This window comes from Nitrososphaerota archaeon (assembly GCA_029785825.1).
Lineage (GTDB): Archaea > Thermoproteota > Nitrososphaeria > Nitrososphaerales > Gagatemarchaeaceae > UBA183.
Genome location: JAFLYY010000001.1, coordinates 809,614 through 830,198, shown reverse-complemented (window position 1 = coordinate 830,198; position 20,585 = coordinate 809,614). Strand labels below are relative to the sequence as shown.

Below are 20,585 nucleotides of genomic sequence, written 5' to 3'. Positions count from 1 at the left end.
GGCCTAGTGGATGAAGATGGAGGGGAAGCGCAGGAAGGGGGTCAGCGAGATCGTCGCGACCCTCCTGATGCTCGCGATCGTGGTCGTCCTCGGGACGGTGGTCTTCGCCTTCGGGTCCGCGGCGTTCGCTAACTGGTCCCAAGGGTTCGGGAACCTCATCGGGCTGAAGACGAGCCAGCTGCAGGAGTCGTTCGTCGTGGAGTACGTCCAGTTCAACGGGACCTATCCCACCCAGAACGTCGTCGTGACCGTCCGGAACGTGGGGACGATCACCACGGAGGTGTCCAGCATAGCGATAAGCAACCTGACCAGCTTCACGGGGGCAGGGTCGCAGTTCCTGGAGTTCAGCGGGCCGTCGCAGATCGCGGCCGCGCCCCCCAACCCGACGGACACGAACACATGCTCGGTCCCCGCCGGAGACAACTACTTCGTGGTGGGGGTGGGCTACTCATGCTCGTTCAAGGTGGACTACACCTGGGTCTCAGGGACCGCGTACAACATAGTGGTGTCTACGGCGAGGGGGAACACGGTCACCCTGTTCTGGAAGGCGTAGTGCAGGATGAGGGTGAAGAGGCGGGGGGTCGGGACGGTCGTCGGGATGGCGATCTTCCTCGTCCTCGCCCTCCTCGTCGCGGGGACGTTCGTAGTCGTCTTCCAGGAGTACACGGGGTATCAGACGGCCGTGAAGGGATACGACGCGGCCCAGCAGGCAAAGGGGCTAGACAACACCCAGATCACCGGGGTGAGCTTCGGCGCGAGCGCCACCAGGGGGCCCTACGACGTCAGGAACGGGCCCACGATCGCCGCACCGCTCCTCCCATACAATTACACCAACGGGTACGAGCCCGTCTGCGACACCGCGTCCCCCTACTACTCCACGCTCTGCCACACGGCGACGCACAACCCCCCGTCCACCTACCCCGCGTCCCTCCCCTTCCCCCTCTCCTTCACCTCGCAGGACCGAGTCGCAGAGTACACCCCGATACAGAACGAGAACTTCACCACGAGCTCGTCCGGGTGGACCTCGGACGTGTTCTACCCGTCTGGGTCTGGAGTGAGCTCCGGGCTCCTCGCTGGCTACGACCCTACGGACACGTCGCTGGGGTCGCCAGGCTCCCCGTCTGGCCCCGGGGTGATATTCATCAGCTCCAACATCAATCCGCCCAGCGGGTCGTCCAACCCGGGGTTCACGGTCGAGTGGAAGTATGAGATGTACGTCAATATGACCACCTTCGGGGTCTCCTCCCCCTGCGTTTCGAGCTGTCCGACGGCGTACTTCAGCTACGCCCGGTTCATGAGCGGGTTTTACCTGGGCATCCCCGAGCTCAACAAGCTCGTGGTCCAGTTCTCCATCCAGGACCCGGCAGGCAACAACTACACGATTCCGATCCCGCTGAACTCAGGGGCTAACTGCGGCACCACAGGGGAGCTCTGCTACACTGGCCCTTCCGCCGCGGACACCCAATGGGTGGAGACCACTGGGATTAACATCACGTCCCTCCTGGCGAACAGCGGCCCCGCGGCGGGGACCACCCAGAACGTGTTCGTCACAACGGGGTTCTACATACTGGCGCTGTATGCTACATTCAACCTGAAGCACGTCAGCGGGAACAACGGCCTTCAGGAGGCAAGGATGTTCTTCGACGACATCGGGATAGGGCTCTTCTACAGCGCCAACGTGGTCGACCAGACCCTGAACTACGTCATACCGTCCTGCTTGACCGCGCAGGAAGCGACGAACTCCACCCAGTGCCCTAACGGGGCCACCGGGGAATCCCCTGGCATACTCTCCCAGATTTCCTTCAACTTCGCCGGGAGCACCTCCTCCCAGGCCAACGTGTACATCTATGTGAACGAGTTCACTCAGGCGAGGCCCATAGGCACGGGGCCTAGCGCCAGCTACGCCTTCGACTGGAACCAGATAGACACGGCGACGATATCAAACGGCCCCTTCAGCTTTACCTGGAACAACGGGGTCTTCGACGTGAGGCTCTTCGTCAACCAGAACGAGCTCGTCTTCGGGAACGCCGCGATACCTCCCATCCCGGTAGGGGCAATGGAGTTCCGCTTCTACGTCATACAGCCGCGGGCGACCAACCCCGGCGCCATGACGTTCACGGTTTCGAGCGGGAGCACGGCGACCGACGCTTGGCCTAACCAGAACCACGTCACCGTCGGGTTCGAGAACCTCAGCAACCTCGAGGGGGCGACTTCGCACCTCGTCAGCCTGTGGATCATCGGCTCGACTTCTGAGGTGGACTACAACACGGCGTCGACTCCGGCGTTCGACGTGTACCTCAGCCCAGGGGAGACCTATTCCCTGACCCTGAACTTCGCCTGGTCCAGCGGGAGCTATACGTTCATAGTGGTGACGTCCACCGGGGCGGAGTACACCTTCGTCGCGACCCCGCCGTAGCCTGGAGTAGAACTTCTTCACCGCCGTTATATGCGCCCGGACGCCAACGGGAGCCGATGAACGTCTCGCAGAAGAAGGCGGTCTCGCCCATCATCGCCACGCTGCTGCTCATAGCTATCACCGTGGCTGCGGGGGTCATCGTATACGTGTTCGTGACTGGGCTCTCAGGGAACCTGACGAAGCAGGGGGGGAACCAGCTGACGGAGCAGGTGACCGTCGAGTCCTATGACTTCCAGTCAACCAACTTCCTGACGGTCTATCTCAGCAACACGGGGACGTCGGCCGTGACATTATCGTCGGTGTACTTCAACGGGGCGCCGGCGCAGTTCTACGGGAGCTGCGGGACTTCGGTTTCAGCGACTACAGGGTACGCGACTAGCAGCTCGGGTTCCACCGCGGTGATTTCTGTGAATAGCGGCAGCACCTCAGTCGCCGCGACTACCAACGGCACTTGGCCAACCACCGTTCCAGCTCCACAGTCGGCCCAGAGCTCCTGCCAGCTCAACCTCTTCGACTTGGGTAACGTCTCGGCAGGCACCTCCTACCAGGTTAAGATTGTCACGGCAGACGGCGGCATCACGCCGTACAACGTGGTTGCAGGGAGCTCGAGCTAGGCGTTGAAGATCCAGCAGCGCAGGCGCGCAGTTAGCCCCATAGTCGCGACCCTCCTCCTGATCGCGATTTCAGTCGCCGCGGGGGTCATAGTCTATGTGTTCACCACCGGGCTAGCAGGGACCCTGACCAACTCGCACGTCAACCAGCTGACGGAGCAGGTCAGCCTCGACGCATACAACTTCCAGACCTCGCCGCCGAACTACCTGACGATGTACCTCAGGAACACGGGCACCGGCGCGATAACGGTTTCGGCAGTCTACTTCAACGGGGTTCTTACGAGCTTCTATGGTTCGTGCGGTGCGCAGAATGTAGTAACAAGCGGCGCATATGCGACAACTACGAGCAGTAGTCTCACCGTGGTAAGCGGCACGGTGACGACAACTATCGCAACCAGCTACCCTGTAACTACAGCGCAACCCGTGCAGGCCAGCTGCGAGCTGAACGTATACGGCATTACTGGTACCTCCTCCGGGACTTCCTACCAGGTCACCATAGCCACCGTCGACGGCGGCAAGTTCATCTTCAACGTGGTAGCCGGCCAGACTGGCTGACCCGGGAGTGCCTTCCGTGCCAGTCCCACTCGTCCTAGGCATCACCGCACCTAGCGGCCGCGACGTCTGGGAGCTCTACTTCAAGGTCGAGTCCAGGCCCTCCATCCTCGGAAAGATCACAGACGTCCTGGGGGCGCATAACATCGACATCCTCGGCTCGCACGGGCAGGTCTCTGACGACAGGAAGGTGGGGCACATCCTCATGTTCGTGGAGATGCAGGGGGCGGACGTGGACACCGAGAGGGTCATGAGCGAGTTCAGGGCGATGCCCTTCGTCCTCGACATACGGGCCGAGTCGAAGAGGAAGATCATATTCGAGAGCCAGATGTTCCCGCTCACCAGCGGGGGGCACTACAGGGGGTTCTTCATCGGCGCCTCCAGCTGGGCCGCCCTCGTCAACACCATCTCCGCCAAGTTCGGGTCAGGGGGGGACGTCATACTCCAGGCGGAGGGGGAGTCGGTGGGGCGGGAGGTGACCGTCAAGGTCAGGGAGAAGCTCTCCAAGGACGGGGAGCCGGGGGCGGGCTCCGACGACGCGGCGATGCTGGAGAACGTGAAGGCTGTCTTCAAGGCCGACGGGCTGGGGCTCCTGGACCTTTCCGTGGGGAGCGACGGGACGGTAGAAGCCAGCGTCAGCGAGGCTGCCACCACAGTAAAGTCTGACCACCACGTGGACCACTTCATCATCGGGTTCGTGAGGGGGGCCTTGGAGGTTGTCTTCTCGGCGAAGTACTCGGTCGAGAAGCTCCGCCTCGAAGATGGGAAGATCATGTTTTCGCTGGCGCGCTCTTGAGCGGAGCCCGGTCACGGCGGCTCTTCGGGGCGGTCGCGGCTTATCGGGTCGCGCTGACGGGGGGGCTCGTCTGCGCCCTCGGCCTCACAGCGGCAGCCTTGACATCGCTCACATACAAGTTCGGCCCCTGAGAGACTCCCGGACCAGCGTGCTACGTCCCTGTCATCGAGCATTTCGGTGTACTTGCTTTCACCTCCCTGCATGGTCGGGCCAACTCCCGTAGACGATGACGGTAGGGGCGTTTAACGGGCCGGACGGAAATAGACCCTGGAGGATATGGGCCGGAAGGGATGCAGTTAATTTCTCATGCCTCCTGCAACCCCTTATAATCCGAGGGCCCCAGACCCGGTCCAACCCCATAGCATGCACTACCACGTTATCCTTACCAAGGAGTGCAACCTCCTCTGCAGGTATTGCGGAGGCGGTAGCGACACCCCCCCAAAGGAGATCCAGTACTCGATGTCCGACCTCAGGTCGTTCCTGTCGCAGGACAGCGACCCTGTCATCGAGTTCTACGGCGGGGAGCCCCTCCTCCGGACAGGGAGCATGCAGGCGATGATGGAAGAGGTCCCCGGGCGATTCGTGCTGCAGACCAACGGCACCCTTCTCGACGGGGTCGACCCGAGATACCTCTCGAAGCTCAGCACCGTCCTCGTCTCGATAGACGGGAAGGAGGACGTGACGGACGGGCAAAGGGGGAAGGGGGTCTATCGGCGCGCCGTCCGCAACTCTGAGCTGATCAGGACGAGGGGGTTCAAGGGAGACCTGGTGGCAAGGATGACGGTGGTCCAGGGGACTGACATCAGGGAGAACGTCCGCCATCTTCTAGACCTGCGGCTGTTCGACCATGTCCACTGGCAGCTCGACTTCGGGATGTTCTGGGAGGCCGGGCTTCAGACGGAACCTAACATCCGCGGGTGGCTCGATGAGTACAACTCAGGGATCTCCTCCCTCGTCAACTGGTGGGTGGACGAGATGGAGCGGACGGGCAAGGTGGAGGGCCTGGTCCCGTTCATGGGCGTGATGAGAACGCTGCTCACCGGCGAAAGGTCTGCCCTGCGATGCGGCTCGGGGCTCGACTTCTTCTCGATCATGCCGGACGGGAGAATCTCCGCCTGCCCTGTCTCCGTCGACTTCGACTTCTCCGTGGTGGGGTCCATATTCAAGAACACCCCCGCGTCTCTGGCCAACATCGCAACGGTGGGGGAACCATGCGCATCCTGCGACATACTCGGCGTCTGCGGGGGGAGGTGCCTGTTCGTCAACAGGTCGCAGCACCTGCTGCGCCAGGACGGCTATCCCCTCATCTGCTCGACCGTGAGACACCTGGTGAAGGAGCTCAGAGCGGCTCAGCCGCGGGTCGAGGCACTCGTCGAGGGAGGGATAGTGGGGCTCTCTGACCTTCGGTATCCCGGCTTCAACAACGGCTGCGAAATCATACCGTAGGCGCAGATTCTTCTGACGCTCTGCCACGAGCTCCCCGCCACCAATGACTCGCGCTGCGGTCTTTCAGGCGCCTGTCAGGGCCGGCACGGAGCTGATACCGTGCGGGGGGTGAATTTGCTGAATGACCGGGTACCATAACCCTCCGCGGTGTCGGCGCATGTGTCCGTCAACCTGGCGCTCGACGCGGTGACCATAGCGGTCGCCGCCGTGGGCGGGTTCTACGCCGTCAGGTCCCTCTCCCTGCTCAACCGCAACCAAGATGCGCTCAAGATGCAGAGAGGCGTATGGCTGCCGATTCTGTACGCCGGGGGCCCCCTGGTGCTGGACCGCGTTCTGGCCGTCGCAGCTGACCTGGCGCGGTCTTCCGTCCCGTCTGACGCCCTGGGCATCGCTCACTCCCTCCTCACGGCGGCTTCGCTGGCGCTCCTCTCTCTGGGCATCTTCAGATACTGGCGTACACAAAAGGAATATGAAGCGGAGAAGACGGGAGGACGACCGCGGGCCGTGGGAACTGCTTAGCTTGGGAATCTGGCTGGCGGATGCATGCGAGTATAACCGGAGGGGATTTTGACGGGTCTGCTACGGCTGAATGAAGCGGTCCCCGAGCTGTTCGGAAGGGTGGTCCCTACCGTGGAGCAGGGGACGTTCAATGTGATCGCCGGGACGCTGCTCGACATCCCAAGACGGGAAGTTCTCCTGATATCCAGCACAGACGATGGGGTCAGGTACCTGAGCAGGGGCGGGAAGTGGATGGCGTTTGCGGGATACCCTCTCCTCGAAATGATGCTCGCGACCGAGCCGAAGGACCTGTATCGGCTCCTCTTTCAACCGTGCGAGAGCGCGTCGGTCTTCCTCGATCCCGTCAGGTCAGACGGGGTAGCCGCCGTGCTCGACGCGTTCCAGAGGACGAGGTTTGGGTACGCTCTGGTCGAGTCTGCCGAATCCTTCGGGATGGTCACGCTCGCCGACGCCCTCCTCTTGTACCAGGAAGGCCTCTTTAGCACCGGCCTCCGGCTGCGTGACGTGGCCTCTTCGCCCGTCTTCTCTCTTCCCGGCAGCGCCAGCCTCAGGGAAGCCGTCCGCCAGCTCTTCAGGAGGAGGGTGAGGCGGGTCCGCGTCGAGGGCTCGAACCGCTTCGTATCCGACAGGGAGATCCTCGCCTACCTCTTCAGCCCGGCGCGGCTCCGCACCGTCAAAGACGCTCCGGAGAAGATGCTGGAGGCGACGCTGCAGGATGCAGGCGGCACGGAAGCGGTCGAGGCCGACGGCGGCGCACGGGTGAAGAATGCGGCAGACGCCATCAAACCAGGAAGCGGCGTCTGCCTGACTGTCGAAGGAGGCGCGGGGGTCGTCACTCCGTGGGACCTGGTGATGAAGCCTTGGGAGGCAGGAGAGCTGAAGATGGCAAGGGGCGCCCGACCGTGAGTGCGGCCTTTGGACGCAGGAGGTCATTTGACGACCTCGCGGAAAGTCTCAGGAGAGACGGATACACTGTGAGATTCGATGCGCTCCTGGCCGGCAGGTCAGGGGTCGTCCACCGGTTCGACCTGCTGGCGGAGAAGACTGAAGGCGGAGGGGAGAAGAGGACGGTCGTCTGCATGAAGGAACGGGGGAACAACCCGGTCGAAGAGATGGTCGGGCTCTTCGCGATGGCCTTCGACGTCGGCGCGGAGCCGTGTTACGCCATGCGGGGAGGCGTCGAGGAGGTGGTCGCGAAGTCCTACGGGATAACTCTCGTGGAGAACGGGTAGCGCAGCAGGGCCGAGGACGTCCTCGAGCGGCCGCGCTGACGGCGCGGACTCGGCCGCTTCACAGCTCCAGGCGCACCAGGTCTTCTTCGAGGTACACGTTCCCCCTCTTGACGGATGAAGGTCTCGCCCCGTATTTCTCGAAGCCGGACCTCCCATAGAGCCTCTTGGCAGCTTCGTTCTTCGAGAAGACCGTCGGCTCCACGATCTCCAGCTTCCCCTTGCACCTTTCGAGGGTCGACCGCAGCAGGGCGCTCCCGACCCCCTTCCCCCTGTGGCCCGCGCCCACAGCTATCCCGAGCTCTCCCCTGTGGGAGACCTCGGAGCTTTTCCGTCCAAGAGTCTTCACTTCGCACACCCCCACCGCGCGGCCCCTTCGTAGAGGTCGGCGAACCATCTGAGCTCCACGCTGACAGGATGCTCCTCCTTTGCGAGAACGATGCCGAAAAGCGGTTCTCTTTTACTTCGTCATAGAACCTGTAGTAGTACCCCGCTATGTCCTCGAAATCTGCTGGTCTGAGGTCTCCGACGAGCAGCTCGGTCTTGCTCCGTCCCTTTCCGTCCGCAACCGTCTTCAATGTCAGGCAGGCGGGTTTCAGAAGGCTTGAGCTCTTCCTCGCCAAGAATGGGACGGCGCCAGGTTAGGCCACATGCTTGGCTGTGGTGCTGTGTGGGCTCAGAGCCTGAGCGATGCCGCAGGCAGGTCTGCTTCCCCATGCTCCCTCTGAGCGCGTCGACGAAAGGCCGCCCGGCCGACTGCGTCAGCGACGGAAGGGGCGCGAAGAAGGGGAGCTCGTCCCTGACGTCCGCCTTTCTCTCAGACACGCTGTCCTTCCCGCTCAAAGGAGGGGCGCAGATGGCTGTCGCTGGCACCGTCGTCAGAGCGAAGAGCACGGGACTTGACGGAAAGGACGAGCGACAGCGGGAGGAAGACGGCCGCTCGTCTGCCAGAGGCTCGCGAGATGGACGGGGCGCTTCTCCTCGGACCAGCCGAGCGGGACGACGGCCATCACGTCCCCCGAGCCCGTCACAGCGCAGCGGAGAAAACGCATGATATCGTAGACCGGGAGAGCGCAGCGCATATATAGGAGGCATAAAGGCGCTTTCCCATATCTTTGGCCTACGAAGGCCAGCGCGCGGACACCGAACGGTCTGCTCCTGGAATCAAACTAACCAACCTCGGCCTGCAGGGGCTCGAGTACGTCCTGGGCGGGGGTCTCCCCGAGAGCTCCGTCTACCTCCTCACAGGGGGCCCGGGGACCCACTACGTTACCTTCGCAGACCAGGCCGTCTACAACCATCTGTCGAAGGGAGGGAAGGCCGTGTATTACAACCCGGAGACGCCGCTGAACGACGTCGTGGAGGACATGGCCCTCTACCACTGGGGGATACGTCCCTACCTTGACGACAGGTCGTTCGTCTACTCCAGGCCCATGCCCCCGCAGCTGCAGGGGCTCGCCGGGGTGATGCAGGACGATCCTCTGGAAGAGGTCATAAAGCTGGGCTCGTCTTTGGGCGGGCTCACGAAGGACTTCGTCGAGAAGCTGAAGGAGGGGCGCTGGAGCATCTTCAACCCGAGCTACCTGATGAACGTGTACCCGCAGCAGGAGGTCACCGACCTGGTCATGTTCTGGGTCAGCGCGGCCCACAGGTACGGCGGGGTTCACTTCGTCACCCTCCCTGAAGGCGTGCACGAGGAGAAGCACATGAACTTCCTGAAGAGCGTGGTGGACGGGGTGATGTCGTTCAAGTTCGCGCAGGGGTTCGGCCAGGCTGAGGGGGAGGTCGAGATACAGAAGCTCAGGCGCGTGATACCAAAGTCGAAGTCGTTCAGGCACACCGTCCAGGGCGACGGCATCGCGATAGAGACCACAGCTAGGATAGGCTGACGGGGACCAGCGAGGGCCAGCTTTCAGGTCGCGGGGTCGGTCTCCTCGTCCTTGCCTGCGCGGGCGGAAAGCCAGCCCCTGACAGACTTGACGAGCAGCTCTGCGTCACGGAGCGTATACGGTCGCTCTTAGGGTCTCCCATGGGTCGTCGTGACACCGTGTTGCCTTGGCGGCCGCTCTCTTCGGCGGTCAGACGGTCCGGCAGGCCCCGCCTACGCCTTCGGATCGGCCTGGTACTCATCCTCGGGGGTCGGTTTGCGCCTCCGCAGGGTCGTCCGGACGACGAGGTACCCGGCGGCGGCGACTACGATGACGGCCAGCACAGGGACGTAGAGCCAGAGGTCGAATCCCGCCGGGAAGGGCGCGGGCTTCGTCGTCGAGGCGGTCTGCGCCGTCACCACTATCGTCGCAGACCCGGAGAGCGCGCCGAGCAGCCTGCTCGTGGACGAGGCTGTGACCGTCACCGGACCCTGCTGTGAAGGGATGAATGTGACGGTGGCCTGGCCTCCCTGTCCCAGGGACACGTTCCCCGTCGGGACGAGGGTCCCCTGGCTGGCTGAGACGAAGGCCGTTAGCCCGGGGAAAGGCATCCCCAGGACGGTCACGGACACCGTCACGGACCCGGTCCCGAACAGCGTCAGGTATGGGGGGTCCGCCGTCACTGAGAAGGCCACCGGCACCGAAGCCATAGAGAGCTGCGCCGACCCCGTTGCCAGATTCGGAGCAAGCGCGGTGAGGGTTGCCCTCCCTGCCCCTCCGACCTGGAACTCCCCGTATGCGAGGTCCGAGCCGGGGGCGATGGCGCCGGAGATGGCTCCTGCCAGCAGGCTCGAGTTCGAGCTGGTGATCACGAACCCCGTCCCGCCCTGAGACACCGCGGGGTTCCCGCCGGCGTCCACCGCCTGGACGGCGTAGGCCTCGTCCTCCCCAGAGAGCGAGATGACCGACTAAGGCGGCCCGAGGAAGAGCTCCAGCGCCGCGGCGTCGGGCGCGGGGGCGACCGTGCCTATGCGGACGGAGCCTGACGCGAGCCCCGCAGACGAGGCCGCGAAGACGGTCGACCCGGCCACAGACGTGGTGGTCACGGCGACCGGGACGAACGCCTGGCCTGCGAGGAGCGTGACGGAAGCAGGCGCCGTCGCGACCGTCGCGTTGGAAGAAGACAGGTAGATGGTGAGGTTCGTGAACGACAGCGTGGGGTCCCCGGACCCGTCGACCAGGGAGACCACGACCGCCTCGTGGGTCGCGGAGTCGGCCGGGAGGGTCGGGGGGATGGCCGTCACGAGCAGCCCCGCTGGGGACCTCGTCGGCGCGGCGGCGGCCGGGGTCACAAGAGCTAGCAGCGCCAGCCCGACGATGAAGCCGGCAGCCAGCGCGGCCGGGACTGCTTTCACGGTTCTTGCGCCTTGCACCGCTTATAAAACGAGGTAGTTGCCCGCGTAAATGTTACTCTTCAGTTGAGCGTCCTCGCCATCGGTCCTTTCGATCTCTCGATCTACGTCTCCCTCGCCCTCCTCTTCGGCATCGCCGCCCAGTTCAGGGCCATGGACGGCTACTCCTTCCTCAGGAGCGTCCTCTCGCACGTCGAACCGAGGGTGGGCCTCCTCTACGCCGTGTCCTTGGTCACCCTGGTGGTCTCTCCGTTCATCCTCAACGACGTCCTCGTCCTCATACTGACCCCGGCCCTGATCCGCTATGCGAAACAGTACGGGCTCGACCCGGTCCCGCTGATCGTCGCCGAGGTCACCTTCACAAACATAGCCAGCTCCCTCACCCCCATCGGGAACCCGCAGAACATCATCCTCTGGGCGTCGTCCGGCATCGGCTTCCATGCCTTCGTCGGGGGGACCTGGGAGCTGGTCCTCGCGTCAGCCGCGGTGGCGGCCGTAGCCCTCGCCCCTCTCGCCTGGCGCCTTGGGGGACCGAGAGACGCGACGACGAAGCTGAAGTCGGCCGCCCCGGCTGCGTACCTCCTCTTTGTCACAGCCGCGGTCCTGGCCGCCGAGGTGTTCCACCTCCCCGACTACGCGTCTCTCGGCGTAGGATTCCTGGGAGGGTTCGCGGTCAACCGGCGGGCGCTCGGCTCCGTGAAGAGGGAGTTCGACGTCAGGAGCGTGCTGATGCTCTACGGCTTCATCACGGCGATAGCGGTCGTGGCGTATCTCGTCGCGCCGGAGATCGCGGCCTACGTCGCCCCCGCGGCCGCCGGGAAAGAGCCCTACTCCTGGGCGTTCGTCGGGATGATGTCCAGCCTGATAGGCAACGTCCCCGTCACGCAGCTCCTCGTCAGCACCTCGGGGGTGACCGCGGCGGCCGCGCCGAAGATAGCGGTGGAGGCGGGGTTGGCCGGAAACCTTGGGCCCGCAGCTTCCTTCGCGAACCTGCTCGCGCTCCAGATGGCGGCCCGGGAGGGGGTCCCCCTCAGAAAGGCAGTCGCGCTCCAGGTGATAATCGGCCTGATAGCCTACCTCCCCGCGCTGCTTTAGGCCCGCCTCCGCGCCCTGATGCCAGTCGGGTCGCAGAGGGGCGGAGACCGCGGCCCGCCCGCCGTCCAACCCTGGCCCGCCTATTGGACTCCGGCAAAGATGTACTCTGCGTCCATATCTGACCTCCTCTGCACTTATAATGCCCGGATTAGTAAACGCATATGCGAGCCATGGACATGTTCATGCGACCTCAAGGGTGCCAGAACGCCTTCCCCTCGGAAAACGGTTCGAAACCCGTCTTGGGAGCGCTGAAGAGGGGCGAGGCGAACTAGAAGAATGGCCCACCTGTTCGCTCTTTTTTGTTACGGACCGTACGGGAGGTCGACGATTGCTGAAGGATTTTCAACACGTGGACTCCGACTCTGTAATCCTGACCTGAATCTGCCGTCTGCGTGTATGCACGGCGGGTGCGGACACACCAAGATAACCCCTCGAGGATGGATGGTTGGTAAGCAAGATGGCTGAACTAGGACTCTACGCCGGGAGCCGCGAAACGGAGCTGCAGGTGCAGACTCCGATGTCTGACAAGAGAAAGGTCCTTTCTCGGAGGTCTCAGCTCGAGATAAGGATGGACATGCTGAAGGTCATCAAGGCCGGGGCGGAGAAGCCGACCCAGATCATGTACAAGGCCAACCTGTCCTGGGTCGCGCTGCAGACGCACCTGACGCAGATGATAGAGAGGGGGCTGCTGAAGTGGGTGACCGAAGGGACCAGGAAGCGCTACGAGCTCACCCTGAAGGGGTCGAGCGTGATGTACGCCTACCAGAAGATTCTCGAGGAAGTCGGAGAAGAGGACACGGCAGAGTTCTCGGCGGCGTTCTGAACCGGCCCGGGTGGCGCGCCGTAGGCCGCTTCGGAGGTTTTTTATGCCGACGGCTGCCTTGACCTGGTGACGATGGTTGGGACGCGGTCTGAAGGCTCTGGACAGGGGAGCGCCCTGCACCAGGAAGGCGTGGTCCGGATTTTGATGGCATCCTGCGGGGGGGCGGCCACAACCTGCCCGACCTGCTCCGAAGGGGACCGGCACGTCCCTCTCCTGTTGATGGACAACCTCATCCGCCGCCTGGCGAGCTCACCCTCGAAGTTCGCGGAAAAGCACGTCGCGCCGGGGCAGGTCGTCGCGGACCTGGGGTCGGGGTCGGGGTTCTATGCCCTGCCTATGGCCCGAAGGGTGGGGGCTTCAGGGAAGGTCTTCGCCGTGGACTTCGACGCGAAGGCGGTCAAGGCCCTGTCGACGAAGGCCGAAGGGCTCAACCTCGGCGCCGTCGTGGACGCCCGAGTAGGCTCGGCAGCGCAGCTCGGTTTCATCCCTGACGCTTCGACCGACTTCGTGCTCGGCAGCGGACTTCTCTGCTGCATGGCAGACCACGGAGGCGCCGTCGGCGAGATCAAGCGCATACTGAAGCCGGGCGGGAGGGCATATCTCAGCGTCACGAAGGCGTTCAGGAAGAGCGACCCACGCGCCGTCTCGCGGGAGGAGTGGCGGAAGATTCTTGCAGAGTTCGAGGTCTTGGAGGGGAAAGACGGGCTGGCGAGCAGATGGGCGCTGGTGACAAGGCGCGACCGAAGCTCGCGGGCGACGGAGGGAGGCGCGCCCGCGGAGGAAGCGCCGTCGGCCGGAGGGGCGAAGTGACGATGCCGCACGAAGACGAGTTCGCGCGCATCCTCCTCTCCGACGAAAGGAGGAAGTGGCAGGACCCGCTGAAGATTTTGAAGGCCATGGGGGTCGGGAGAGGGATGACCGTGGCCGATCTCGCGTGCGGCCCTGGGTTCTTCACCCTGCCGCTGGCTTCGCTGGTCGGAGAGGGCGGGGTCGTCTATGCGGTCGACGCAAGCAAGACGATGCTTGACCACCTGCGCGCGACGATGGCAGAGTCGGGCACAGGTCGCAAGGCGGTCAAGGTCATACAGTCAGACGTCTCCGACACAGGCATCCCGTCAGGCTCCGTGGACGTCGTGCTCTTCGCCAACGTCTTGCACGACCTGGAGGACAAGCGCGCTTTCTTCGCAGAGGTGAAGCGCATCTGCAAGCCTGGGGCTGCGGTCGTGGACGTAGACTGGAAGAAGGCAAGGATGGACAAGGGTCCTCCTTACGAGATCAGGCTGACGGAAGCAATGGCACGGAAGATCCTGGCTGACAACGGCCTCCCCGCCGTGGGGTCGTTCGACGCGGGGCCTTATCACTACGGCCTCGCATGCCGGCGCTGAATCCAGTCGACGCGTTTCCGCGTCTGCGGCGAGGGGCCCGGGTTTGCCCCAAGACTACCGCCCCGGGTTAACATAAACGTTTAGAAAACACATGGAGCTGTCTAACAATGTTCGTTAAGATTGCTCACCCTTAAATCGCTGAAGTTGCGAGCATGAGGGCTATGACTCTCGACGAAAAGGTCAGATTCGGAATGCTGGCATTGACCGGCGCGAGCATTGTTTTCGCCTCGCTCGGTCTGCATCTGGGGCCGCTGGAAATCATAGGTGGAGCCGGTTCAGGTTAGACGGCTCCGCCTATTTCCACTATTTTTGCTATCAGCTCGTCGAATCTCTCTAACAACCCGGGCTCGTCGAAGGTCCACTGCCGTTTCTTCTCGTCGTAGAGCTGGTGGGATATGGTGAAGGACAGCGCCTCCGTCTGGTCCAGCGCCAAGACTGACGTCTTGTCCCTCGTGTCCGAGATCGTCTCTGTCAGGAACTGATAGGCCTCGGTGATGTACTCGGTGGGGAAGAAGAAGTTGGCGCAGTAGGCGCTCTTCCCGACCATCTCGTTCCAGATGAACGGGACCATGTGGGCACGTGCCATCAGGTTCATCCTTTCGAGCTCTGTGAGGCCGCTAGCGAGTATCGCGAGCTGCTGGTACCTGTGCTTCCGGTGCAGCGCCCTCTCCAGGACGGTGCTGTAGCTCGTCCCCATCCACCTCAGGTAGTACCCGTTGATCAGGCCCCGGTCGACCACGTGGGTCTTGTAGTGCCACGCCAGTTTCTTGTAGTTGTCCTTCAGTCTTCCAGATATCTCGATGAAGCTCCGCGTCGCGTCGATCTGGAGCTCCTTCAGGATGAGCAGGTCCTGCTTGTCGAACTTCGCCCGGCCCGAAGGGCGGTACCCGGCGTCGTCCGACTGCTTCTGCAGGTTGGTCCAGTCGAAGTCCCATCTCCCGGTGTCGAAGTCATAGTACTTTGTCCGCATGGGGACGGTCCTGAACCACTCGAACGGGACCACCTCGACGCTGGTGAAGAGCCCTTTCTCCTTCAGCTTGTACATCAGCCCCGCGAAGGCCCCGCTGAACTCGGTGGGGACGCTCGCCTCCACCAGGAAGTCGCCCCTGAACATCCTCCTCTCGAAGGAGACGATGTAGCAGAGCTCGTTCATCGCGGTCAGGATCGAATGGGCGTACGTCTTGTAGACGGGGGCGAACTCCACCAGCATGACGACCCTCTGGAGCCCCAGCTTCTCGTGGTCGGGGAGGACGTGGATGGAGAACCCTTTCCCTATCACCTTCTCCTTGTACCTGTACCTGACCGACTCCTTGAACTGCCCGAGGCGCCTCGATATCTCAGGGATGTCAGGGCCAAGCTCAGAGATCAGGTCGACGAGTTCGGCGGTGCGGGCGCTCGTGTCCCTCCCTTCTTCGATCGACGCGGTGCTCACCAATGACCCGCCTCAGTTAGCACGGTCAGGGTATTTCGCACTTAAATCTATGGGAATTCCATGGAGGAAGACACATCCGACCCTAACGGGCAACTTCCTCCTCCGCTGAAGCCATCTGGCTCAGCTTGAGGAGACCTGGGGCCGGATACGGTATCTTGAGCGACCCGCAGAGGAGGTACATCGTGGGGTACACCCTCTGGTAGATCTTCATGAAGAGCGTGGGAGTCCCGTCCTTCTCCTTCGCGCCTAGCATCTCGTCGATCTCCTCGTCCTTCCCCTTCAGCGTGACCCCTCCGGAAACGAAGACCCGCGCCGCGGCCGGCAACGTCTCCAGGTCCATGGAGAACTTCAGGTTCAGGAACCCGGGGCCCCGGTCGGACTCGTTGATTGAAGAGTTAACGTTGAAGGTCACTGGGGTCGACTCGTCGGCGTCGTCAGACGTCTTGTTGGCCTCGATACCTTTGACAAGGACGTCTACCTGCACCATGATATGGGGTGTAACACCCGTCTACGGTATTTAACGGAAATAGATTTGGGATTCATACGAGAGGTTCGCAATTCCTTTTACGTCATCCCCAGTCTATCACCGCATCTTGTCTCAGACTGACGACCTTCAAGGGACGACGAGCGTCAGGTCGGAAGGAGACAACGCCAGGGTCACCGTAAAGATCCAGCTGAAGCCGCGCTACGGCAAGGCAGACCTGAAGTCGAAGTACAAGGTCGAGAAGTACACGCTCTCCGAAGGGTATTCTATGGGCCCCTCGCTGCAGGCGCTCGTCCCGAAGGGGACCCCCGGCTACGTGGAGCACGGAGAGAACTACGTGGAGCGGATAATGCGCGCCCTCTACCACTTCAAGCAGTGCGCGCTGATCGGGCCCTCGGGTACGGGGAAGACCCACATCACGTACCTCGTCGCGGAGCTCGCGGGGCTCCCTCTCTGGGAGATCAACTGCGGGCTGCAGACGTCCGTGTACGACCTCTTCGGCAGGTTCGTCGGCCTCGGAAAGGAGAACTGGGTGGACGGCCAGATAGTGTCCTGGTGCAGGTACGGAGGGATACTCTACCTGGACGAGGCGAACATGATGAAGCAGGACATCGCCACCAGGCTCAACCCCATCCTCGACACCAGAGGGCACATGGTCCTCAACGAGAGGGACAACGAGGTGATCCCGAGGCACCCGAACGGGTACGTCATAATCAGCATGAACCCCTACTCGGCGGAGTTCGCGGGGACCAAGCCGCTCAACGCGGCCTTCAGGCGCAGGATGACCGTCTGGATTGACTTCGACTATCTGAGCGTCGGGAGCAAGGTCGCCCCTGACGAGGTCGAGATGATCGCTCAGAGGGCCAAGATAGACAGCCCGGTCGCGGAGAAGCTCGTCAGGGTGGCGGCTGAGATCAGGCGCCAGTACAAGACCGGAGACCTCCCCTACGCCCCCTCCGTGGGCGACCTCATCAACTGGGGGACCCTGGTCGCCGACGGACTGTCCCCCGCGACCGCGGCGGAGGAGACCATCATCGCGCTAACGGCCGACGACCCCGAGGTCCAGAACAACGTGAGAAGGGTCGTCAGGATGGTCGTCGGCGACGCCAAAGCCGGGGCAAAATGAACATCTTAGAGTACGCCTGGACGAACTTCTCCAGCGTCTCGGGGGTGGACCAGAGCAAGTTCAGGCTGATACTCAGCGAGTCGGCGCCGAGGCCGTCGGTCGGGCTCGAGGGGGACGGGTTCGTCGTCAAGGTCCCGGTCCCCCGGAGGGAAAAGGAGGGGGTAATGTCCGTGCAGGGGCTCTTCGCGGACGCCGACGACCAGGGGTGGGCGACGCTCTGGCGCCTCTTCCGGGCCTCGCTCTACCACGCGGCGTTCCACGTCAGCTATGGGAACCTCAGACCCCTGGCGAAGTGGGCGAAGGAGAAGGAGCGCTTCCCCGCGATATTCACCATCTCGCTCCTCGAGGACTACCGCATCACCCTCGCCGCCCGGGACAGATGGCCCGGGACCATGACAGACGTGGCTTACGCCAACGCCATCGCCGCCATGAGGATGCCGGACCTCGACGACATAGAGAGCAGGGGGCTGAGGACCGCGGCCAAGCTCCTCGTCTCGCTCTGGGGGGTGTCGCCTGCGAAGGGAGGGCGGGTCGACGAGGACAGGGAGTTGCTCGCGCTCACCGAGAAGGCGCGCGGCATGGTGGAGAACTCGGTAGACAATCCCGAGGACCCTCTCCTGTTGAAGGCTGCAGACCTCGTCTACAAGCAGTTCGACAAGACGGTCCTCCCGCAGATCCCCGCCTTCCCCCACACCGAGGCCCACTCGGGAGACTCGCTCTTCCGGGACCACCTCGAGGTGAAGAAGGGGAAGGGCGGGGCGAAGCTGACGGGGGCTCTGGCGGCCATCGGGGTGGAGGGCGGGACAGAGCTGCCTGACGAGCCTGAGTTCAAGGACACCTTCGCGGCCCTCCAGGAGACCTACGCGAAGAGGCAGAAGGTCACGGACTACTACAGGAAGCTGCTCTCCAGCACCAGGCTCAACGGCGTGTCCTTCCCCGACGGGGACTACGCGGCGTTCCTCAGGGCGAGGGCCGAGCTGGCAGGGCCGATCCGGAACATCAAGAACCAGCTCCTCGCCATCAAGAACGTCACCGACGAAGAGCCGGGGAAGCTGAGCGGCCAGGTGGACATGCCCATGGCGATGCAGGTGGTCGCCTCCGGCTCCCAGAGGTCTGACGTATTCGTCAGGGAGGAGGCGGTACTGAAGGACGAGGCCTGGGGGATACTGGTGGACGCGAGCAAGAGCGTGTCGAAGTCGTCCATGGAGATACGAGGGATAACGACCTGCCTCGCGGAGGTGGCGTCCACCGTCATGAGGGAGAGGAGCAGGTGGGGGCTCTTTGGCTTCAACGATGCGCTGCAGGTGGTGAAGGACTTCGACGAGCCCTACTCCATCGAGGCGAAGTCGAGGATCGGGGGGCTCTCTCAGAAGGGGGGGACCTACCTCCCCGACGCCCTGGCGGTCGCGTCGAGGGCGCTGAACTCGAGGCCCATAGAGAGCAAGTATCTCGTGGTGGTGTCAGACGGCCGTCCGACGGGGTACGCGGGGATCGAGGAAGAGCTGCTGGACAAGGTCAAGGAGACCGGGAAGATGGGGATAATGCTCGTCGGGATAGGGGTGGAGAGCCCCGAGATCAAGAAGTACTTCAAGGTCAACTCGGTCCTCAACACCCCCTACGAGATGATGAAGTTCTTCACCAAGGCGTACATGGAGCTCTCCGGGGTAGGGGAGGGGTGAGACCGGACGGGCGCCCTTTCCAGTTTGGGGTACGCACGGGCGGGCGCTCCGTCCGCTATGCGATTCTGCAGGTCTCGACGTATGGATTACGGGTTCACAAACCTATTATCAACGGCGGGGCATCTCGCTCCCAATGCCAGCCACCCAGGAAGCTAAAGAGAAGGAGAAAGATGCGATGGACGAGCAGTCTCCCGACCCGCAGGAGGTCATACGGGAGATGCGGGAGATCCAGAGCGACGCGGCCCAGCTGTCGGAGATAGAGGAGTTGGAATACTCGCAGACGATGAAGCTTGTGGAGTCGATGAAGGTCATCCAGGCCGGCGTGGGGACCGCCATCTCGATAAGGCCAGTCTCGCTGGGCGAGCCCCTCAACCATGTCAAGCAGGCGATAATAGGCGCCGATGCGGTGATCATAGGCCTTGACGCCGACGGCAAGCCCTTCTCCAGGCCGCTGTCGGACCTCAAGCCGGTGGACATACTCAACGTGGTCCAGGAGTGGGCCCCGAAGCTCAGGGTGAAGATAACGGAGAGGAAGAAGGGGGCGGAGGAGAGGCTGTATCTGGTGGAGAAGATACTCCGCGAGTTCAAGGAGGGGACCTCGGCCATCAAGGACTCCCGCAAGCAGTTCTACGACTCCGTGGAGTCAGACCTCGTCAAGGACACCCTAGAGAAGGAGTAGGGGCTCCAGGTGCTCCGCGACAACCTAGAGCTAAACTCAGGGCTCGTGAGGTTCCAGAGCAGGGAGAGCGCTGCGGCGTATCTTGAGACCCTCCTCCAGTACTACAAGTCGCGCCAGGAAGAGTACGGGCAGCAGCTGGCGGAGCATCTGAGGAGCACCCAGTCGCCCCAGCCCCAGAAGAGGGTCGAAGAGAAGGAGCAGAAGAAGGACAAGAAGGACAAGAAGGACCAGCAGCCGGTCGCGAAGGGGTGGACGAGGGTGGGGAGCCTCCCGGTGAATACTTCTGACCCGCTCGGCGCGCTGGCGCAGGTCACCCTAAGGATCGTCGAAGACTACAAGTCGAGGGTGGAGAAGGTCTCAGAGGCGCTGAAGTCGTTCAGCGACGTCGACTCGCTGGGCAGGGCGGGTGCGAGCTCTTACACGCTCTTCGTCTACAAGGGGGTCCCCGAAGGTGTGATCGTCGAAGGCATCGCGAAGAGAGAGGTCTTCGCCTTCACGGGCCGGTTCAGGGCGGTCTAGGCGCCTACGTGACGCAAGAGGACGGGGAGGTTGTTTCCCACGACTATCGCTCCTAGGCCGATGTCGACGGCGACGAGCACTACGAAGGCAGCGAACTTCAGGAGCTTGACTTGGAAGTCGTCCGTGCCGGGCTTGGCCCTGTACCACGCCATGAAGAGAAGGGGCGCTATAGTGACGAACTTGAGGGCGTAGGCGAGCATGAATCCTATGGGCCCAAGGTTGAACATCAGCGACCCGAGGTGGTTGTATTCGATGAACCCCGGGCCCGTCGCCCACGCTATCAAGGTGGTGAGGACGTCAGAGAAGTTAAGGAGGACATACACCGCTAGGAGAGGCCAAAGCGCCCTCTGGATGAGCGGCATGTTGAGGCTGTCGATGAACCTCTTCTCCCTGTCGAAAGGGGTCGTCCAGGAGCGCAAGATTCAGCCAGAGATGCATGATAGGGGTCTCCCTTTTCAGACATATGGATTCGACATCCATAGTCGCCCTCCCTAACCGTTAATATTCTCCGGAA

The 20,585-nt window shown here is 62.9% G+C and carries 24 protein-coding genes; 18 read left to right on the top strand and 6 right to left on the bottom strand.

The annotated features are described in order from the left end of the window. Positions 1-10 precede the first annotated feature (10 nt). The 9 genes from JRN21_04555 (at position 11) to JRN21_04515 (ending at position 7,572) form a co-directional block, all read left to right on the top strand. The gene (locus JRN21_04555) at positions 11-553 is read left to right on the top strand and encodes a hypothetical protein (protein MDG6988580.1); all 543 of its coding nucleotides are present in this window, start codon (positions 11-13) and stop codon (positions 551-553) included. Between the two features lie 12 nt (positions 554-565). Further along, a complete protein-coding gene (locus JRN21_04550; GenBank protein MDG6988579.1) occupies positions 566-2,416 on the top strand; it encodes a hypothetical protein in 1,851 nt (616 codons plus the stop codon). 56 nt (positions 2,417-2,472) lie between these two features. Continuing rightward, positions 2,473-3,030, top strand: a complete 558-nt coding sequence (locus JRN21_04545) for a type IV pilin (protein ID MDG6988578.1) — start codon at positions 2,473-2,475, stop codon at positions 3,028-3,030. Between the two features lie 3 nt (positions 3,031-3,033). Beyond that, the gene (locus JRN21_04540; GenBank protein ID MDG6988577.1) at positions 3,034-3,582 is read left to right on the top strand and encodes a hypothetical protein; all 549 of its coding nucleotides are present in this window, start codon (positions 3,034-3,036) and stop codon (positions 3,580-3,582) included. Between the two features lie 16 nt (positions 3,583-3,598). After that, positions 3,599-4,375: a hypothetical protein gene (locus tag JRN21_04535; protein MDG6988576.1), complete on the top strand. Its 777-nt coding sequence runs from the start codon at positions 3,599-3,601 to the stop codon at positions 4,373-4,375. A gap of 363 nt (positions 4,376-4,738) precedes the next feature. After that, positions 4,739-5,821: a TIGR04084 family radical SAM/SPASM domain-containing protein gene (locus JRN21_04530; GenBank protein MDG6988575.1), complete on the top strand. Its 1,083-nt coding sequence runs from the start codon at positions 4,739-4,741 to the stop codon at positions 5,819-5,821. Positions 5,822-5,968: 147 nt separating this feature from the next. Beyond that, the gene (locus JRN21_04525) at positions 5,969-6,340 is read left to right on the top strand and encodes a hypothetical protein (protein ID MDG6988574.1); all 372 of its coding nucleotides are present in this window, start codon (positions 5,969-5,971) and stop codon (positions 6,338-6,340) included. A gap of 48 nt (positions 6,341-6,388) precedes the next feature. Next, the gene (locus tag JRN21_04520; protein ID MDG6988573.1) at positions 6,389-7,246 is read left to right on the top strand and encodes a CBS domain-containing protein; all 858 of its coding nucleotides are present in this window, start codon (positions 6,389-6,391) and stop codon (positions 7,244-7,246) included. Beyond that, positions 7,243-7,572, top strand: coding sequence for a hypothetical protein (locus JRN21_04515; GenBank protein ID MDG6988572.1), 330 nt, complete (start codon positions 7,243-7,245; stop codon positions 7,570-7,572). The genes JRN21_04520 and JRN21_04515 overlap by 4 nt, the downstream gene beginning before the upstream one ends. Positions 7,573-7,630: 58 nt before the next feature. Here JRN21_04515 and JRN21_04510 read toward each other — a convergent pair whose 3' ends face one another. Then, positions 7,631-7,918 carry a GNAT family N-acetyltransferase gene (locus JRN21_04510; protein ID MDG6988571.1) on the bottom strand — a complete coding sequence of 96 codons (288 nt, stop codon included), beginning with the start codon at positions 7,916-7,918 and terminating at the stop codon, positions 7,631-7,633. 766 nt (positions 7,919-8,684) lie between these two features. Here JRN21_04510 and JRN21_04505 point away from each other — a divergent pair. Then, complete coding sequence (locus JRN21_04505) at positions 8,685-9,458, top strand: hypothetical protein (GenBank protein MDG6988570.1); 774 nt, start codon at positions 8,685-8,687, stop codon at positions 9,456-9,458. 212 nt (positions 9,459-9,670) lie between these two features. Here the strand turns inward: JRN21_04505 and JRN21_04500 are convergent, their stop codons facing one another. Continuing rightward, complete coding sequence (locus tag JRN21_04500) at positions 9,671-10,357, bottom strand: hypothetical protein (GenBank protein ID MDG6988569.1); 687 nt, start codon at positions 10,355-10,357, stop codon at positions 9,671-9,673. Between the two features lie 48 nt (positions 10,358-10,405). Next, on the bottom strand, positions 10,406-10,852 hold the full coding sequence (locus tag JRN21_04495; GenBank protein ID MDG6988568.1) for a hypothetical protein: 447 nt from the start codon (positions 10,850-10,852) through the stop codon (positions 10,406-10,408). A 63-nt stretch (positions 10,853-10,915) separates the two neighbouring features. Between JRN21_04495 and JRN21_04490 the strand changes: the two genes are divergently transcribed. The 4 genes from JRN21_04490 (at position 10,916) to JRN21_04475 (ending at position 14,152) form a co-directional block, all read left to right on the top strand. Continuing rightward, the gene (locus tag JRN21_04490) at positions 10,916-11,944 is read left to right on the top strand and encodes a hypothetical protein (protein ID MDG6988567.1); all 1,029 of its coding nucleotides are present in this window, start codon (positions 10,916-10,918) and stop codon (positions 11,942-11,944) included. A 457-nt stretch (positions 11,945-12,401) separates the two neighbouring features. After that, positions 12,402-12,767 carry a hypothetical protein gene (locus JRN21_04485; protein MDG6988566.1) on the top strand — a complete coding sequence of 122 codons (366 nt, stop codon included), beginning with the start codon at positions 12,402-12,404 and terminating at the stop codon, positions 12,765-12,767. A 66-nt stretch (positions 12,768-12,833) separates the two neighbouring features. Continuing rightward, on the top strand, positions 12,834-13,577 hold the full coding sequence (locus tag JRN21_04480) for a class I SAM-dependent methyltransferase (GenBank protein ID MDG6988565.1): 744 nt from the start codon (positions 12,834-12,836) through the stop codon (positions 13,575-13,577). Then, positions 13,574-14,152 (top strand): class I SAM-dependent methyltransferase, encoded by a 579-nt coding sequence (locus JRN21_04475; GenBank protein ID MDG6988564.1) that lies wholly within the window; start codon positions 13,574-13,576, stop codon positions 14,150-14,152. Before JRN21_04480 ends, JRN21_04475 begins: the two co-directional genes overlap by 4 nt. 280 nt (positions 14,153-14,432) lie before the next feature. On the opposite strand, the gene JRN21_04470 is transcribed toward JRN21_04475, so the two are convergent. Continuing rightward, positions 14,433-15,584: a hypothetical protein gene (locus tag JRN21_04470; GenBank protein ID MDG6988563.1), complete on the bottom strand. Its 1,152-nt coding sequence runs from the start codon at positions 15,582-15,584 to the stop codon at positions 14,433-14,435. A gap of 82 nt (positions 15,585-15,666) precedes the next feature. Beyond that, positions 15,667-16,071 carry a hypothetical protein gene (locus tag JRN21_04465; protein ID MDG6988562.1) on the bottom strand — a complete coding sequence of 135 codons (405 nt, stop codon included), beginning with the start codon at positions 16,069-16,071 and terminating at the stop codon, positions 15,667-15,669. A 265-nt stretch (positions 16,072-16,336) separates the two neighbouring features. On the opposite strand from JRN21_04465, the gene JRN21_04460 reads away from it, so the two are divergent. The 4 genes from JRN21_04460 (at position 16,337) to JRN21_04445 (ending at position 20,071) form a co-directional block, all read left to right on the top strand. Further along, positions 16,337-17,194: an AAA family ATPase gene (locus tag JRN21_04460; GenBank protein ID MDG6988561.1), complete on the top strand. Its 858-nt coding sequence runs from the start codon at positions 16,337-16,339 to the stop codon at positions 17,192-17,194. Continuing rightward, positions 17,191-18,873: a VWA domain-containing protein gene (locus JRN21_04455; protein MDG6988560.1), complete on the top strand. Its 1,683-nt coding sequence runs from the start codon at positions 17,191-17,193 to the stop codon at positions 18,871-18,873. The genes JRN21_04460 and JRN21_04455 overlap by 4 nt, the downstream gene beginning before the upstream one ends. 133 nt (positions 18,874-19,006) lie before the next feature. Next, on the top strand, positions 19,007-19,552 hold the full coding sequence (locus JRN21_04450) for a hypothetical protein (GenBank protein ID MDG6988559.1): 546 nt from the start codon (positions 19,007-19,009) through the stop codon (positions 19,550-19,552). 9 nt (positions 19,553-19,561) lie between these two features. Further along, entirely contained in the window at positions 19,562-20,071 is a 510-nt protein-coding gene (locus tag JRN21_04445; GenBank protein MDG6988558.1) for a hypothetical protein, read from the top strand. Here the strand turns inward: JRN21_04445 and JRN21_04440 are convergent. Continuing rightward, positions 20,068-20,490 carry a hypothetical protein gene (locus tag JRN21_04440; protein ID MDG6988557.1) on the bottom strand — a complete coding sequence of 141 codons (423 nt, stop codon included), beginning with the start codon at positions 20,488-20,490 and terminating at the stop codon, positions 20,068-20,070. The genes JRN21_04445 and JRN21_04440 overlap by 4 nt on opposite strands. Positions 20,491-20,585: the final 95 nt, after the last annotated feature.